Genomic DNA, 15,755 nt, shown 5'->3' with positions numbered 1-15,755 from the left:
GCAGGGCTATCGCATACGACTTGTAGCGGCGGCCGGTGCGCACGCCTCGTCCTTCGAGACGGCGCTGACGCGCCTCCTCAGGATGAGGCTCATCGGCGTCAGCGTCTCTTGAAACTGCAACCACACACGCCGTCCTCATCCTGAGGAGCCCGCCTCAAGCGGGCGTCTCGAAGGATGGCCGCGGGAAGGGCTCTCAAATGCGATAGCCTTGGGGTGTCGTGCCGTGTGATCTCCCATCTCAGGCCGCGCGGTGATCCCATTCGCCTTGCAGGGCCCGGATCAGCCGCCGCTCGCGTTCGATGCGCTGGCGATAGAGCTCGCGCTCATGCTCGCTCTTGGCGCTGGCAAGAAGCAGCTCGTAATGGCCGATGACCTTCTCGCTGCCGCGGATGAGCAGGTCGCGTTGGCTGTTCATTGCGCCATCCCCATTGCGCCAGCCGGCGCCTCAGAGGCGCGGAGGCCGACGGGAAAGGTCGCTGCGGTCAGGCCATCGAGCGCCGATTGCTCTTCGGCGAGGCGCCTCTCGATGAACTGGCGCTCCAGCTGCGACAATCTGGTCTTCAGCAGGCGCCGGTAGCGGTGGATGTTGTTGCGGTGCGCACGAATGCGGGCCAGATTCTCATCGAGCATCGTCGTCTCTCCAGACGGTCGCGTTGGATCCTTTGGTTGTGCGAGGATGAGAAGGTCTCTTCTCGGCGAAAAAATATTCAGCGGGCGAGCGCTGTCAAGATCTTGGCGCACCTGTCCTTGTTGCTGGCTCCTGGAGATCGACGATCGGCCAATCGACCTGTCCGGACGGCCGGTTCCGGGCGCGATTGCCTTTTGTTGGCCGGCAAGCGAACCTCGTGTGGCCATATTTGAGCAGGAGTGATCTGTCGCGAGGGAGGCGCTCCGATGACCAAGGCACTGATCACTGCTGTCGCAATGCTGGCTTGCGTACCCGCGAGTGCGCTCGCACAGGAGCGCGCGGGCGATGCCGCGCTGGGCGCGGTCTCGGGTGCGGTCGTGCTGGGCCCCGTCGGTGCGGTCGCCGGAGCCTTGATCGGCTACACGGCCGGACCGTCGATCGCCCGTTCCTGGGGCCTGAGAGGCTCGCAGTCGGCAAGGCACCGGCAGCCGCCGCCGCGTCGTGCCGCCGCGACCGGCAGCCCGTCGCGCACGCGCGAAGCGATGGCCGCCAACGGCCAGATGAGAGCCGCCGGCAATCCGGCCCCGCCGGTCCAGGCTCCGCCGGTCCAGGCCGCGCCTGCCGCGCCGGCGCAATCCCCCGCGCCGCCCGTTCAGGGATTCGACTGAGGCCAACAGCTCCAAGCCGCAGCCTACGCCCGCTCTAGGCCTCGCCGAGAATTTTCTTCGCGGCGCGCAGGTGCGGCTTGTCGATCATCTGGCCGTCGAGCCGCAGCGTGCCGGAATTGGGATTGCTCGCGAAGGCCGCGATCACCTTCTCCGCCCAGGCGCGCTCGGCCTCCGTCGGCGCGAAGGCCGCGTTGACGATGTCGACATGCTTGGGGTGGATCAGCGCCTTGGCCGAAAAGCCGTCGCGCCGCGCGGCGCGCGTCTCCTGCTCGAGGCCGGCGAGGTTGTCGATGTCGGTGTAAACCGTGTCGATCGGCGCGACCTCGGCCGCGGCCGCCGCCATCAGGCAGAGATCGCGCGCCAGGCGATAGGGGCTGTGGAACACGCCGCCGCTCGCCTTCTCGGTGGCGCCGAGCGAGGCGGAGAGATCTTCTGCGCCCCACATCAGGCCGGCGAGGCGAGGGGAGCAGCCCTTGTAGCTGCCGAGCCCGAAGATCGAGCCGGCGGTCTCCGTCGCGACGCAGACGATGCGGGTCGAACCGATCGCGATGCCGGCAGCGGCTTCCAAAGCCTCGAGCCAGGTCGCGACCTGCCGCACATCGTCGCCGCCTTGCGATTTCGGCAGCACGATGCCGTCGGGCCTGCCCGGCATCACCGCGGCGAGATCGGCCAGCGTCAGGCCGGTGTCGAGCGCGTTGACGCGGACATAGAGCTGATGCGGGCCGGGGCGGCTCTTCAGCATCGAAAGCGTGAGCTCACGCGCTTCCGCCTTCTTCTCGGCGACGACGGAATCCTCGAGATCAATGATCAGCGCGTCAGCCTTGCCTTCGCTCGCCTTCTCGAATTTGCGCGGGGAATCGCCCGGCACGAACAGCATCGAACGCATCAGACCGGCCTCTTGTGCATCATCGCCATGCGGCGGCATTTACCGACGATCTCGTCGTTCTGGTTCAAAGCGTGGTGCTCGAACTCGACGATGCCGGCCTTGGGCCGCGATCTGGATTCCCGCACCGAGAGCACCTTTGTCGTGGCCCGCAACGTGTCGCCATGGAAGACCGGCTTTGGAAAGGTGACGTCGGTCATACCGAGATTGGCGACGGTGGTGCCCAAGGTCGTATCATAGACCGTCATGCCGATCATGATGCCGAGCGTGTAAAGGCTGTTGAAAATGCGCTGGCCGAACTCGGTCTTCTCGGCGAAATGCGCGTCGATGTGCAGCGGCTGCGGGTTGAGCGTCAGCAGGCTGAATAGGGTGTTGTCCATCTCCGTGACGGTCCGGCTCAGCGGATGCCTGAACTCCTGGCCCACGGAAAAGTCCTCGAAATAAAGTCCGGCCATCGCGGTTTCCTCCCTGCGAAATAACGGCGCGCTCTTGCCGTCGCGCCGCATGACCCCATGCATGGTAGACACACTTCGCGGGCAAATTCACGTATCTGCATGCGGTTTTTCGAGCTAAAGAACGCAAGGCGAAGGGAGATCAAGGCCATGGATTTCGCGCTCACCGATCAGCAGGAAGCCATTCGCGACGCCATCGCCAAGATCTGCGAAGGCTTTCCCGACGCTTATTGGCTGAAGAAGGACCACGACGGCGGCTTCCCGCACGACTTCCACAAGGCGCTGGCGGATGCCGGCTGGCTCGGCATCTGCGTGCCGGAGGAATATGGCGGCTCCGGGCTCGGCATCACGGAAGCCGCGATCATGATGCGCACCATCGCCGAGTCGGGCGCCGGCATGTCCGGTGCCTCGGCGGTGCACATCAACGTGTTCGGACTCAATCCCGTCGTCGTGTTCGGGACCGAGGAGCAGCGCAGGCGCATGCTGCCGCCGATGGTCGAGGGCCGCGAGAAGGCGTGCTTCGCCGTCACCGAGCCGAACACCGGCCTCAACACCACGCAGCTGAAGACCCGCGCGGTCGCCAAGAACGATCGCTACATCGTCAACGGTCAGAAGGTGTGGATCTCGACCGCCCAGGTCGCACACAAAATCCTGCTGCTGGCGCGCACCACGCCGCTGGAGGAGGTGCGCTCGCCCACCCACGGCCTCAGCCTGTTCTACACCGATTTCGATCGCAACAGGATCAAGGTCCACGAGATCGAGAAGATGGGCCGCAAGATCGTCGATTCCAACGAGTTGTTCTTCGAGGACTTCGAAATCCCGATGGAGGATCGGATCGGCGAGGAAGGCAAAGGCTTCGAGTACATCCTCGAAGGCATGAATCCGGAGCGCATTCTGATCGCGGCCGAGGCCGTTGGTCTCGGCAAGCTCGCGCTGTCGCGCGCGACCGAATACGCCAAGACGCGCGTCGTGTTCAACCGTCCGATCGGCAAGAATCAAGGCATCCAGCATCCGCTTGCGGTGAACTGGGTCGAATTGGAAGCGGCCTGGCTGATGGTGATGTCGGCGGCCTGGCAATACGACAAGGGCATGCCCTGCGGCGCGGCGGCCAATGCCGCCAAATATCTGGCGGGCGAAGCGGGCTTCTCGGCCTGCGAGCAGGCGGTGATGACCCATGGCGGCTTCGGCTACGCCAAGGAATTCCACGTCGAGCGCTATTTGCGCGAGGTGCTGATCCCGCGCATCGCGCCGGTCAGCCCGCAGCTTGCGCTCAGCTTCATCGCGGAAAAGGTGCTGGGGCTCGCGAAGTCGTACTGAACGGGTCTATTCGGCGGCGATCCGCTCCATCGCCATGGCGCGAAGCCGGGCGCGCTGGATCTTCACGCCGTTGGCGCTGTCGGTGACGGGGAAGGCGTCCACGACATAGATCCGCGCCGGCACCTTGTAGCCGGCGAGCCGCTCGCGCAGACGCGCGATCAGCGTCTCCTGCATTGGTGGCTCCGTCGTCGGGATCACGAAGGCGACGCAGCGCGCCTGGCCCTTGAGATCGACTGCGACGACCTGGGCGTCGGCGACGCCGGCGCAGGATTTGAGCTCGTCCTCGATCTCGCCGGGTGCGACCAGGAAGCCCCCAAGCCGCATCGCATCGCCGGCGCGGGTCTCGTAGACGAACGAGCCGTCGCCGCGCAGCCGGCCGATGTCGCCGGTACGGAAGAAGCCGTCGGCGGTGATCGCCTCGCGCGTCGCCGCAGGATTGTTGAAGTAGCCGAGAAAGCGCGAGGGCGCGCTGATCTCGATCTCGCCGGAGACGAGGCTTCCGGCGAGCTCGCCGGTCTCGACATCGCGCACGCGGACTTTCGCGTCGGGCGACATCGGCCAGCCGCCGCCCTCGATCCGATCGGCGAAGGCATCGCTGGGGCGGCCGATCGAGAACAGCGCCTGCACCTCGCTCGAACCGTAGAGGCCGAACAGTTTCAGGCCGCGCGCCTCGGCCTCCGCAGCCAGCTCGCGCCAGCCGGGCTGGAACGCGGCGAAGCCGCAGACTTCGAGATGCGGAAACGGGCGTGGCGCATCGGTGAGGGCGAGGATGCGCCGGAACATCTCGTCCGAGCCGAAGGCATGCGTGATCGGTTGCGTGCTGAGGATCTGCAGGGCCGGCGCGGCCTCGAAGGCATCGAGCACATGAATGGTTGCGCCGGCTGCGAGGAAGCCGAGCAGGCTCGTCATGCCGAAGGTGCCGCAGAACGGCAGGATGGCCAGCAGCGAATGACGGTGGTGATCGAGCTGGAGCGCGCGGGCGACGGAGGCGGCGTGCGTCGCCAGCGTCCGCTGCGAATGCGCGACCAGCTTCGGTCCCTTGGTGGTGCCCGACGTCGTGTAGAGCAGCACGGGCAGGTCGACATCATCCTGGATCGGCGGAGGGGGCGGGTAGGGCGTCTCGAAGGCATCGAACCGAACGCAGGGCCAGTGCGCCGGCAGCGCATTTGCGCCGACCACCGCAAGCCGTTGCAGCGCGGGCACTTCGGCCTTGCCGATATCGGCGAGGATGGCGGTAAAGTCGATCGCGCGGAAGGCGGCCTCGACCACCATCAGCTTCGCGCCTGAGAGCTTGAGCAGGTGCGCGACTTCCGCGCTGCGATAGCGCGTATTGACGGCGGCGACGATCGCGCCGAGCCGTGCGGCGGCGAACAACAGTGCGAGCCATTCGACCCGGTTGACCAGCCAGACCGCGACGACGTCGCCCTTGCCGATGCCTTGCGCCGCAAGCCAGGCGGCGGTCTGCTCGATCTTCGCCGAGAATTCCGCGCGCGAGACGGCGTTGCCGTCGAAGACCAAGGCAGGATCGGCCGCGCTCTTGATCCGGAGCAGCGATTGCAGCGAAACGTCGTTGGCGCTCATGGCCATCGGACTAACCCGATCGCGAAAACCTGTCTACTTGGTGCCGAACATCCGGTCGCCGGCATCGCCCAGGCCCGGCACGATGTAACCGTGGTCGTTGAGCCGCTCGTCGATCGCGGCGGTCCAGATCGGCACGTCGGGATGCTCGCTCTGGAACTTGGCGATGCCCTCGGGCGCGGCCAGGAGGCAGACAAAGCGGATGTCGCGGGCGCCGCGGGCCTTGAGCAGGGAGGCGCCGGCGCAGGCCGAGTTGCCGGTGGCCAGCATCGGATCCATCAGGATCACGGTGCGGTCGGACAGGTCCTGCGGCGCCTTGAAGTAATATTCCACGGCCTGCAACGTCTCGGGGTCGCGGTAGAGCCCGATATGGGCGATGCGCGCCGAGGGCATCAGCGCCAGCATGCCGTCGAGGAAGCCGACGCCGGCGCGCAGGATCGGCGCCAGCGTGAGCTTCTTGCCGGCGATCTTGGGCGCCTGCATGGCCGCAATCGGCGTCTCGATCTCGACCAGCTCCAGCGGCAGGTCGCGCGTCACCTCGTAGCCGAGCAGCATCCCGATCTCGTTCAGGATCTCGCGAAAGCTCTTGGTCGAGCGGTCCTTCTCCCGCATCAGGGACAGCTTGTGCTGGACCAGGGGGTGGGCGACGACATTGACGTTGCTGGTGCTCATGAAACCGCTCTACACGGTTCCGCGAAACTGCGCCAGATCGGCCAGGGACTTTTAGGCAAAGCCTTTTCCGCGGGATAGGCGGCCTCAACCGGGCATCGCCACCGCGGTTGCTCACTTCACAGGCAGCCATGGTCAGCTCGCGGTCGATCGCGTGAGAGATCGTACGAGCTAGACCCCGTGCCTCGCGCCGCCCTCTGTCAGACCTGAAGTAGCCTGTGATTTCCACGAAGAATCGATCGACGGCGCCGAGGCTGATTGGCGGACGGGCCTAGCCGAAATGATCGCAGGCGACCGGCTCATAAAGTGGGTCCAGCATCGGACGGACCGAAGGAACGCTCGGTCGCGATGCGTCGGCGGTCAGCGCCCGCACCTCGACGAATGCCGACAACAGGGCGAGCGCGAGGTCGGCATGGCGTGCCTCGACTGCGGCATCCAGCCAATCCGGCAGCTCGCGCTCGCGCGACAGCGCGCAATGCCACTCGCCGTCATCGTAGGCGATGCGGCGGACCTGCCACATCGGCAGCTCCAGCTCCATCACAACCAGTGCGGCATCGGCCCATGCCCCGACATCGATCAGGCGCGTGAGGCGTGCGGTGCGCTCGCTGTCTCCGAGCGAAGGGATGCGCCGGCAGGCGTGTCCGATGATGTCGAGCATCAGCGGCCGCGTCGTCGCATGTGCCTTGCGCAGCCGCTCGGCGAGCGAGGGGAGATCGAGCGGGTGGAGAGCGGCGGTCATGTCAGGCCTCCTGGAAGTGGCGTCGGTCAGTCGGCCGGCCTCGCCAAGATGGCCTGCAAGGCATTTGAAAACGAGATGGAGATCGGGCGAGAGATATAGGGACTCCATAAGTGGGCGGGGGTCTTCGCGGTCGGTGCGCACGCCTCGTCCTTCGAGACGGCGCTGACGCGCCTCCTCAGGATGAGGCTAATCAGCTTCCGCGCCCTTTGAAACTGCAGCCACAAACTCCGTCCTCATCCTGAGGAGCCCGCCTTAAGCGGGCGTCTCGAAGGATGGCAGCCGGGAGAAGCCCCCAGATGCGATAGCTCTGCGCCGCGACGCGCCGGCCTTTATGAGATTCCTATAACGTCGCCATAGGCCTCATCTCGAAAACCTATGGGCGTGGTGGCACCTCAGGTCTCTCCTAAGGAGTATCGCCATGATGGACCTTTTGATGCTGGCGCTGGGCTTCGTCTTCTTTGCCCTCGCGATCGGCTACACCTATGCCTGCGAACGGCTGTGAGGGAGCGGACCATGATCTTCGATTATGCGCTCGCCGGCGCCGTTTCGTTCGGCCTCCTGATCTATCTCACCTATGCACTGCTGCGGCCCGAGCGGTTCTGACGCCGTGCTGCTGCTCGTCGAATTGCTGCTGGCCGACGCTGCGCTCGTCACGGGCCTGCTCGCGCTGCTCCTGCCGCACTTGCGCCGGACCAAAAGCCTGAAGGGTTAACGCCATGACTGTGATCGGTTGGTTCCAGATCATTCTTTATTGCACGATCGTGGTCGCGCTGACCAAGCCGCTCGGCTGGTACATGACGCGCGTGTTCAACGGCGAGCGCACCTTCCTGTCGCCCGTCCTGCGCCCGATCGAGGCCGGCATCTATTGGATATCCGGCGTCGACGAGAAGCGCGAGCAGCACTGGCTCACCTACACGGTCGCGATGCTGCTGTTCCATGTCGGCGGCTTCCTCATCATCTACGGCCTGTTGCGGCTCCAGGCCGTGCTGCCGTTCAATCCGGCCGGGCAATCGGCGGTCGCCGAGGATCTGTCCTTCAACACCGCGATCTCCTTCATCACCAACACCAACTGGCAGAACTACGGCGGCGAGAGCACGCTGTCCTATCTGACCCAGATGCTCGGCCTGACGCACCAGAATTTCCTGTCGGCGGCGACCGGAATCGTGCTCGCGATTGCCCTGATCCGCGGCTTTGCCCGCGCTTCCATGCGCACGGTCGGCAACTTCTGGGTCGATGTGACCCGCTGCACGCTCTACATCCTGCTGCCGATCTGCGTCGTGTTCACACTGTTCCTGGTCTGGCAGGGCATCCCGCAAACGCTTGGAGACTACGTCGAAGCGACCACGCTCGAGGGCGCCAGGCAGACCATCGCGGTCGGCCCGGTCGCCTCGCAGGTCGCGATCAAGATGTTAGGGACCAATGGCGGCGGCTTCTTCAACGCCAATGCCGCCCATCCGTTCGAGAACCCGACCGCGCTGTCGAATTTCGTGCAGATGCTGTCGATCTTCGTGCTCGGCGCCGCGCTCACCAACGTGTTCGGCCGCATGGTCGGCGACCAGCGCCAGGGCTGGGCGATCCTCGCGGTGATGGGCGTCATGTTCGTCGCCGGTGTCGCCGTCACCTATTGGGCGGAAGCGAACGGCACTTCGACGCTCCACGCTCTGGGCCTGACCGGCGGCAACATGGAGGGCAAAGAGGTTCGCTTCGGCATCGTCGCCTCCTCGCTGTTCGCCGTGATCTCGACGGCCGCCTCCTGCGGCGCGGTCAACGCCATGCATGACAGCTTCACCGCGCTCGGCGGCATGATCCCGCTGATCAACATGCAGCTTGGTGAGATCATCGTCGGCGGCGTCGGCGCCGGCCTGTACGGCATGCTGCTGTTCGTCGTCCTCTCGATCTTCGTCGCAGGCTTGATGGTGGGCCGCACGCCGGAATATGTCGGCAAGAAGATCGAGGCGCGCGAGGTCAAGATGGCGATGCTCGCGATCCTTGTGCTGCCGCTGATGTATCTCGGCTGGACCGCGGTCGGCGTGGTCTATCCGGCTGCTGTCGCCTCGATGGCGAATGCCGGCCCGCACGGCTTCACCGAGGTGCTTTACGCCTTCACCTCGGCGACAGGCAACAACGGCTCGGCCTTCGCAGGGCTCACCGGCAACACCTTCTTCTACAATCTCACGCTCGCATCGGCGATGTTCGTCGGCCGCTTCTTCATGATCGTTCCGGCGATGGCGATTGCGGGCGCGCTCGCTGCCAAGAAGTCGATTCCGCCGTCGGCCGGTACGTTCCCAACCACCGGCGGGCTGTTCGTCGGCCTCGTCGTCGGCGTGATCCTGATTATCGGCGGCCTCACCTTCTTCCCGGCGCTCGCGCTCGGCCCCATCGTCGAGCACCTCGCGATGAACGCGGGGCAGGTGTTCTGATCACCAAGTGTTCTGATTGACAGACTTCTGATTGTTTGGAGTGACCTCCATGGATACGATGAAACTGCAAGAGCGCGCTCCGATGTCGGCGATGCTCGATCCCAGGATCGTGCTCCCTGCGATCCGGGCCTCCTTCACCAAGCTCGACCCGCGGCTGATGGTGAAGAACCCCGTGATGTTCGTGGTCGAGATCGTCGCCGCGCTCACCACGGTGATCTTCCTGCGCGACCTCGTCACGGGCGGAGCGAGCCTCGGCTTCACCTTCCAAATCATCCTCTGGCTCTGGTTCACGGTGCTGTTCGCCAATTTCGCTGAAGCCGTTGCGGAAGGCCGCGGCAAGGCGCAGGCCGAATCGCTGCGCAAGACCCGCACCGAGAGCCAGGCCAAGCTTTTGACCGGCGCCGGCCAGGCTTTCAAGCTGGTGCCGGGCACCAGCCTGAAGGTCGGCGACATCGTGCTGGTCGAAGCCGGCGACACCATTCCGTCCGACGGCGAGGTGATCGAGGGCGTCGCCTCCGTCAACGAGGCCGCCATTACCGGCGAGTCTGCGCCCGTGATCCGCGAATCCGGCGGCGACCGTTCGGCGGTGACCGGCGGCACGCAGGTGCTGTCGGATTGGATCCGGGTGCGCATCACGGCAGCCCAAGGCTCGACCTTCATCGATCGCATGATCAAGCTGGTCGAAGGCGCCGAGCGGCAGAAGACGCCGAACGAGATCGCGCTCAACATCCTGCTCGCCGGCCTCACCATCATCTTCGTGTTCGCCACCGTCACCATTCCGAGCTACGCGGCCTATGCCGGCGGCTCGATCTCGGTGATCGTGCTGGTCGCGCTGTTCGTGACGCTGATCCCGACCACGATTGGCGCGCTGTTGTCGGCGATCGGCATCGCCGGCATGGACCGCCTGGTGCGCTTCAACGTGCTGGCGATGTCGGGCCGTGCGGTCGAGGCCGCCGGCGACGTCGACACGCTGCTGCTCGACAAGACCGGCACCATCACGCTGGGCAACCGGCAGGCGACCGCGTTCCGTCCCGTTCGCGGCGTGACCGAGCAGGAGCTGGCGGATGCCGCCCAACTTGCCTCGCTCGCAGACGAGACACCCGAAGGCCGCTCCATCGTCGTGCTGGCAAAGGAGAAATACGGCATCCGCGGCCGCGACATGGCGGAGCTAGGTGCCACCTTCATCCCGTTCACGGCGCAGACCCGCATGAGCGGCGTCGACGCCGGCGGCTCGTCGGTGCGCAAGGGCGCGGTCGATGCGATGCTGAACTATGTCGGCGGCGGTGCGCCGCTGGCGGTCGCCTCCGGCAACACGGCGCGGGCGATGCAGCCTGCTGCGCTCTCGGAGGTGGGCCGTGAGACCCAGGCCATTGCCGATGAAGTCTCGAAATCCGGCGGCACGCCGCTGGCTGTCGCCAAGGACGGCAGGCTGCTCGGGATCGTCCAGCTCAAGGACATCGTCAAGGGCGGCATCCGCGAGCGCTTCGCCGAGCTGCGCCGCATGGGCATCCGCACCATCATGATCACCGGCGACAATCCGATGACGGCCGCTGCCATCGCCGCGGAAGCCGGCGTCGACGATTTCCTGGCGCAGGCAACGCCCGAGGACAAGCTCAAGCTGATCCGCGACGAGCAGGCCAAGGGCAAGCTGGTGGCGATGTGCGGCGACGGCACCAACGACGCGCCGGCGCTCGCCCAGGCCGATGTCGGCGTCGCCATGAACACCGGCACCCAGGCCGCCCGCGAGGCCGGCAACATGGTCGACCTCGATTCCAACCCGACCAAGCTGATCGAGGTGGTCGAGATCGGCAAGCAGCTCCTGATGACACGCGGCGCGCTGACCACGTTCTCGATCGCCAACGACGTCGCCAAGTATTTCGCGATCATCCCGGCGATGTTCCTGGCGTTCTACCCGCAACTGAGCGTGCTCAACGTCATGAACCTGTCGAGCCCGCAGAGCGCCATCCTGTCGGCGATCATCTTCAACGCGCTCGTCATCATCGCCCTGATCCCGCTCGCGCTGAAGGGCGTCGCCTACCGCGCCGTCGGGGCCGGCGCGCTGCTCCGGCGTAACCTCTTGATCTACGGGCTCGGCGGCATCGTCATTCCCTTCATCGGCATCAAGGCGATCGACCTCGCGGTAACAGCCTTGCACTTGGCTTGAATTCGTCATTGCGAGCGAAGCGAAGCAATCCAGAACTATCTCCGCGGTTGATAGCCTGGATTGCTTCGTCGCTTCGCTCCTCGCAATGACGGGAGAAATTTGGAGAAAGACATGCTCAGAGAAATCCGCCCCGCCATCGTCCTCTTGCTGGCGCTCACCGCCATCACCGGGCTTGCCTATCCGCTCGCCATGACCGGCATGGCCGGCGCGCTGTTTCCCGTGCAGGCGCAAGGCAGCCTGATCGAGAAAGACGGCAAGGTGATCGGCTCCGCCCTGATCGGGCAGGAGTTCAAAGACGACAAATATTTCCACGGCCGCCCCTCGGCGACGCTGGCGCCGGACCCGAACGACTCGGCCAAGACGGTGTCCGCGCCCTACAATGCCGCCAATTCGGGCGGCTCCAATCTCGGCCCGACCAGCAAGGCGCTGGCCGACCGGTTGAAGGAAGATGTGGACAAGCTCAGGAGCGAGAATCCGAACGCCTCGGTGCCGGTCGATCTGGTGACGACCTCGGCCAGCGGCCTCGACCCGGACATCTCGCCGGAAGCGGCGCAATTCCAGGTGCCGCGCGTGGCGAAGGCGCGGAGTCTGCCTGAGGATCAGGTCAAGCAGCTTGTGACCGCCAGCACCGAAGGCCGCCTGCTCGGCCTGCTCGGCGAGCCCAGGGTTAACGTTCTGGCGCTGAATCTCGCGCTCGATCGCATGGCCACGAAGTAGCCGTCTAGGCTCGCAGTGTGGGGGTGATTATACTGGCAAGATGGTCCGAGAGCGCCGCGATCCCGAACAACGTCCGTCCCCGGAGGCCCTGCTGGAAGCGGCGCGCCGGGAGGAGAGCGCGAGCGGCAAGCTGAAGATCTTCGTCGGCGCCGCTCCCGGCGTCGGCAAGACCTACGAGATGCTGCAAAGCGCCCATGCCAAGCGCAAGGCCGGCATCGATGTCGTGGTCGGCTTCGTCGAGACCCATGGCCGCGCCGAGACCGAGGCGCTGGTGCGTGGCCTCGAAGTGGTGCCGCGCAAGCGGCTGGACTACCGCGGCCAGATCGTCGAGGAGATGGACCTCGACGCGGTGATCGCGCGGCGGCCGCAGATTGCGCTGGTCGACGAGCTCGCCCACACCAATGCGCCCCTTTGCCGCCACCCCAAGCGCTATCTCGACGTCGAGGAGCTGCTCTCGCACGGCATCGACGTCTACACCGCCGTCAACATCCAGCACATCGAGAGCCTGAACGACGTCGTTGCCCAGATCACCCACGTCCGGGTGCGCGAAACCGTGCCGGATTCGGTGTTCGACCGCGCCGATGCGATCGAGCTGATCGACCTCACGCCAGACGACCTGATCCAGCGGCTGAAGGAGGGCAAGGTCTATGTGCCCAAGCAGGCCGAGCGGGCGCTGGAGCATTATTTCTCGCCGGGCAACCTCACGGCGCTGCGTGAGCTCGCACTGCGGCGCACCGCCGAGCGGGTCGACGAGCAGCTGCTCAACCACATGCAGGCGAATGCGATTCCCGGGCCCTGGGCCGCGGGCGAGCGCATCCTGGTCTGCGTCAGCGAGGATCCCCGCGCGGCCGGCCTCGTGCGCTACACCAAGCGGCTGGCCGACCGGCTGCATGCGCCGTTCACCGCGATCTCGATCGAGACGCGGCGATCGCTGCAATTGTCCGACGAGGAGCGGGATCGGCTGGCCGATACGCTGCGGCTCGCGGAATCGCTCGGCGGCGAGGCGCTGACCATTCCCGCCGTCGGCCGCCGCATCGCCGACGACGTCGTCAATTTCGCGCAAGGCAACAACGTCACCCAGATCGTGATCGGCAAGTCGACGCGCTCGCGCTGGTTCGAGATGACGCGCGGCTCCGTCGTGCACGATTTGGTGCGCCGCGCGGGCAATATCAGCGTTCACGTCATCCCCGGCGACGAGCTTTCCGGAGAGGCCGCGCCCAAGATGGCGGTGCAGACCGCCGCACGATCCGAGCCATTCGATCCCTTGCCTTATCTCAAGGCGCTTGGAATCGTGCTCGTGGGTCTCGGCGCGGCCAAGCTGATCCAGCCTTATTTCGGCATCGAGAACGTCGACCTGGTGCTGCTGACCGCGGTGGTCGCGGTGGCCGTGCGCTATGGCCTGTGGCCGTCGCTGCTGGCGACCGTCGCGGCCTCGCTGTCCTACAATTTCTTCTTCCTGCCGCCGATCTACACTTTCACGATCACCGACCCGACAATGTCGCCGCCTTCGTGCTGTTCCTGGTGGTGGCGATGATCGTCTCCAATGTGGCGGCGCGTGTGCGCATCCAGGCCGACACCGCGATCGGCCGGATCAGGATGACCGAGCAGCTCTATGCCTTCAGCCGCAAGCTCGCCGGCACCGCCACGCTCGACGACGTCTTGTGGGCGAGCGCCTACCAGACCGCATTGATGCTCAAGGTCCGCGTGGTGCTGTTGTTGCCGGATGAAGGCCTGCTCACGGTGAAATCAGGCTATCCGCCCGAGGACGAGCTCGACCAGGCCGATCTCGCTGCCGCCAATTGGGCCTGGAGCAACGATCGCCCCGCCGGCCGCGGCTCGGACACCTTGCCCGGCGCAAAACGGCTGTTCCTGCCGATGCGCACCGGGCGCGGCCCGATCGGCGTGATCGGCATCGACAACGACCGCACCGGCCCGCTGCTGACGCCGGACCAGCGCCGGCTGCTCGATGCGCTGGTCGACCAGGGCGCTCTCGCGATCGAGCGCGTGCTGCTGGTCGAGGACATGGACCGCGTCAAGCGCACCGTCGAATCCGAGCGGCTGCGCTCGGCACTGTTGACCTCGATCTCGCACGATCTGAAGACGCCGCTGGCGTCGGTGTTGGGCGCAGCCTCGACCATGCGCGATCTCGCCGGTGCGCTCTCCGACACCGAGAAGCGCGACCTGCTCGCCACCGTGATCGACGAATCCGAGCGGCTCAACCGCTTCATCGCCAATCTGCTCGACATGACCAAGCTCGAATCCGGCGCGATCGTGCCCAACACGGCGCTGCACGATCTCGGCGAAATCGTGGGCAGCGCGCTGCGGCGCGCCAGCAAGATCCTCAGCCGCCACAAGGTCGAGCTGGTGCTGGCCGCCGATCTGCCGATGCTCCAGCTCGATGCCGTGCTGTTCGAGCAGGTGCTGTTCAATCTGCTCGACAACGCCGCAAAGTACGCGCCGCCGGAGACGACGATCTCAATCCGCGGCCGGCGCGACGGTGCTCATGTCGTGCTCGAGATCGCCGACGAGGGCGCCGGCATTCCGGCGGACGAGCTCGAGAGCGTGTTCGACAAGTTCTATCGCGTGCAGAAGGGCGATCACGTCCGTCCCGGCACCGGGCTCGGGCTTGCCATCTCCCGCGGCTTCGTCGAGGCCATGCGCGGCACGATCTCCGCTGCCAATCGCAGCGAGCGAAGCGGCGCGGTGCTCACCGTTCGCCTGCCGGTTCCGGCAGAGAACCACGCATTGGATACCGCCGCATGAGCGCCGCTCCGATCAAGGTCCTGGTCATCGACGACGAGCCGCCGATCCGCAAATTGCTGCGGATGGGGCTGACGACGCAGGGCTACGACATCCTGGATGCGCCGAACGGCAAGACGGCGCTGGAGAAGCTCGACGAGGAGCCGGCGCTGATCATCCTCGATCTCGGACTGCCCGACGTTCAGGGCCATGAGCTGCTCCGCACCATCCGCGCCCGCAACGAAGGCGTGCCGATCGTGGTGCTGTCGAGCCGCGGCGACGAAGCCGGCAAGGTCCAGGCGCTCGATCTCGGCGCCGACGATTATCTGACCAAGCCGTTCGGCATGGAGGAGCTGCTGGCGCGGCTGCGCGCCGCGCTGCGCCACCAGCTTCAGGTCAAGGGCGAGCGTCCGGTTTTCCGCACCGGCGATCTCTCGGTCGATCTCGTCCGCCGCATCGTCAAGATCGGGGATCGCGACGTCAAGCTCTCGCCGAAGGAATATGACCTGTTGCGGGTGCTGGTGCAGCACGCCGGCAAGGTGCTCACCCACCGCTTCCTGCTGAAGGAGCTGTGGGACGAATTGACCGATGCGCAATATTTGCGCGTCTATGTCCGCCAGCTCCGCCAGAAGATCGAAGCCGATCCGGAGCGGCCGCAATACGTGCTGACGGAAACCGGGATCGGGTATCGGCTGAAGGCGGGGGATTAGCGTTCCACAGACCCCGTAGGGTGGGCAAAGGCGCAACGCGCCGTGCCCACCATTCTCTCGATTTCGATAAA

At 65.8% G+C, this 15,755-nt stretch carries 14 protein-coding genes and 1 pseudogene; 8 read left to right on the top strand and 7 right to left on the bottom strand.

Annotated features, from left to right (window positions below; translation table 11 throughout):
* Positions 1-238 precede the first annotated feature (238 nt).
* Both ACNJYD_RS29750 and ACNJYD_RS29745 read right to left on the bottom strand, forming a co-directional pair.
* A complete protein-coding gene (locus tag ACNJYD_RS29750; protein ID WP_439364117.1) occupies positions 239-415 on the bottom strand; it encodes a hypothetical protein in 177 nt (58 codons plus the stop codon).
* On the bottom strand, positions 412-630 hold the full coding sequence (locus ACNJYD_RS29745) for a hypothetical protein (RefSeq protein WP_212254481.1): 219 nt from the start codon (positions 628-630) through the stop codon (positions 412-414). Before ACNJYD_RS29745 ends, ACNJYD_RS29750 begins: the two co-directional genes overlap by 4 nt.
* A 264-nt stretch (positions 631-894) precedes the next feature.
* Here ACNJYD_RS29745 and ACNJYD_RS29740 point away from each other — a divergent pair, with 264 nt between their 5' ends.
* Positions 895-1,296, top strand: a complete 402-nt coding sequence (locus ACNJYD_RS29740; RefSeq protein ID WP_439364116.1) for a hypothetical protein — start codon at positions 895-897, stop codon at positions 1,294-1,296.
* 34 nt (positions 1,297-1,330) lie between these two features.
* On the opposite strand, the gene ACNJYD_RS29735 is transcribed toward ACNJYD_RS29740, so the two are convergent.
* Together ACNJYD_RS29735 and ACNJYD_RS29730 are read right to left on the bottom strand one after the other, a co-directional pair.
* Positions 1,331-2,182 carry an HpcH/HpaI aldolase/citrate lyase family protein gene (locus ACNJYD_RS29735; RefSeq protein WP_439364115.1) on the bottom strand — a complete coding sequence of 284 codons (852 nt, stop codon included), beginning with the start codon at positions 2,180-2,182 and terminating at the stop codon, positions 1,331-1,333.
* Positions 2,182-2,634, bottom strand: coding sequence for a MaoC family dehydratase (locus ACNJYD_RS29730; RefSeq protein WP_212254484.1), 453 nt, complete (start codon positions 2,632-2,634; stop codon positions 2,182-2,184). The genes ACNJYD_RS29735 and ACNJYD_RS29730 overlap by 1 nt, the downstream gene beginning before the upstream one ends.
* A 147-nt stretch (positions 2,635-2,781) precedes the next feature.
* On the opposite strand from ACNJYD_RS29730, the gene ACNJYD_RS29725 reads away from it, so the two are divergent.
* On the top strand, positions 2,782-3,948 hold the full coding sequence (locus ACNJYD_RS29725; protein WP_060735112.1) for an acyl-CoA dehydrogenase family protein: 1,167 nt from the start codon (positions 2,782-2,784) through the stop codon (positions 3,946-3,948).
* Between the two features lie 6 nt (positions 3,949-3,954).
* On the opposite strand, the gene ACNJYD_RS29720 is transcribed toward ACNJYD_RS29725, so the two are convergent.
* The 3 genes from ACNJYD_RS29720 to ACNJYD_RS29710 all read right to left on the bottom strand — a co-directional run bounded on the left by ACNJYD_RS29720 (position 3,955) and on the right by ACNJYD_RS29710 (position 6,934).
* Positions 3,955-5,529: an AMP-binding protein gene (locus tag ACNJYD_RS29720; RefSeq protein WP_439367529.1), complete on the bottom strand. Its 1,575-nt coding sequence runs from the start codon at positions 5,527-5,529 to the stop codon at positions 3,955-3,957.
* A 33-nt stretch (positions 5,530-5,562) separates the two neighbouring features.
* Complete coding sequence (upp, locus tag ACNJYD_RS29715; protein ID WP_172786898.1) at positions 5,563-6,198, bottom strand: uracil phosphoribosyltransferase; 636 nt, start codon at positions 6,196-6,198, stop codon at positions 5,563-5,565.
* A gap of 268 nt (positions 6,199-6,466) precedes the next feature.
* Positions 6,467-6,934 carry a hypothetical protein gene (locus ACNJYD_RS29710; RefSeq protein ID WP_439364114.1) on the bottom strand — a complete coding sequence of 156 codons (468 nt, stop codon included), beginning with the start codon at positions 6,932-6,934 and terminating at the stop codon, positions 6,467-6,469.
* 513 nt (positions 6,935-7,447) lie between these two features.
* Between ACNJYD_RS29710 and ACNJYD_RS29705 the strand changes: the two genes are divergently transcribed.
* The 6 genes and pseudogenes from ACNJYD_RS29705 (at position 7,448) to ACNJYD_RS29680 (ending at position 15,684) form a co-directional block, all read left to right on the top strand.
* Positions 7,448-7,537: a K(+)-transporting ATPase subunit F gene (locus tag ACNJYD_RS29705; protein WP_035698142.1), complete on the top strand. Its 90-nt coding sequence runs from the start codon at positions 7,448-7,450 to the stop codon at positions 7,535-7,537.
* A 113-nt stretch (positions 7,538-7,650) separates the two neighbouring features.
* Entirely contained in the window at positions 7,651-9,354 is a 1,704-nt protein-coding gene (kdpA, locus tag ACNJYD_RS29700; RefSeq protein ID WP_439364113.1) for a potassium-transporting ATPase subunit KdpA, read from the top strand.
* A gap of 49 nt (positions 9,355-9,403) precedes the next feature.
* Complete coding sequence (gene kdpB / locus ACNJYD_RS29695) at positions 9,404-11,518, top strand: potassium-transporting ATPase subunit KdpB (protein ID WP_439364112.1); 2,115 nt, start codon at positions 9,404-9,406, stop codon at positions 11,516-11,518.
* A gap of 111 nt (positions 11,519-11,629) precedes the next feature.
* Positions 11,630-12,235, top strand: a complete 606-nt coding sequence (locus ACNJYD_RS29690) for a K(+)-transporting ATPase subunit C (RefSeq protein WP_439364111.1) — start codon at positions 11,630-11,632, stop codon at positions 12,233-12,235.
* 40 nt (positions 12,236-12,275) lie between these two features.
* Positions 12,276-14,998, top strand: a pseudogene (locus tag ACNJYD_RS29685) (DUF4118 domain-containing protein).
* Positions 14,995-15,684, top strand: a complete 690-nt coding sequence (locus ACNJYD_RS29680) for a response regulator (protein ID WP_439364110.1) — start codon at positions 14,995-14,997, stop codon at positions 15,682-15,684. The pseudogene ACNJYD_RS29685 and the gene ACNJYD_RS29680 overlap by 4 nt, the downstream one beginning before the upstream one ends.
* The last annotated feature ends 71 nt before the right edge of the window (positions 15,685-15,755 follow it).

Source organism: Bradyrhizobium sp. SPXBL-02, assembly GCF_051853065.1.
GTDB lineage: Bacteria > Pseudomonadota > Alphaproteobacteria > Rhizobiales > Xanthobacteraceae > Bradyrhizobium.
This window is presented reverse-complemented; position numbering and strand designations above follow the sequence as displayed.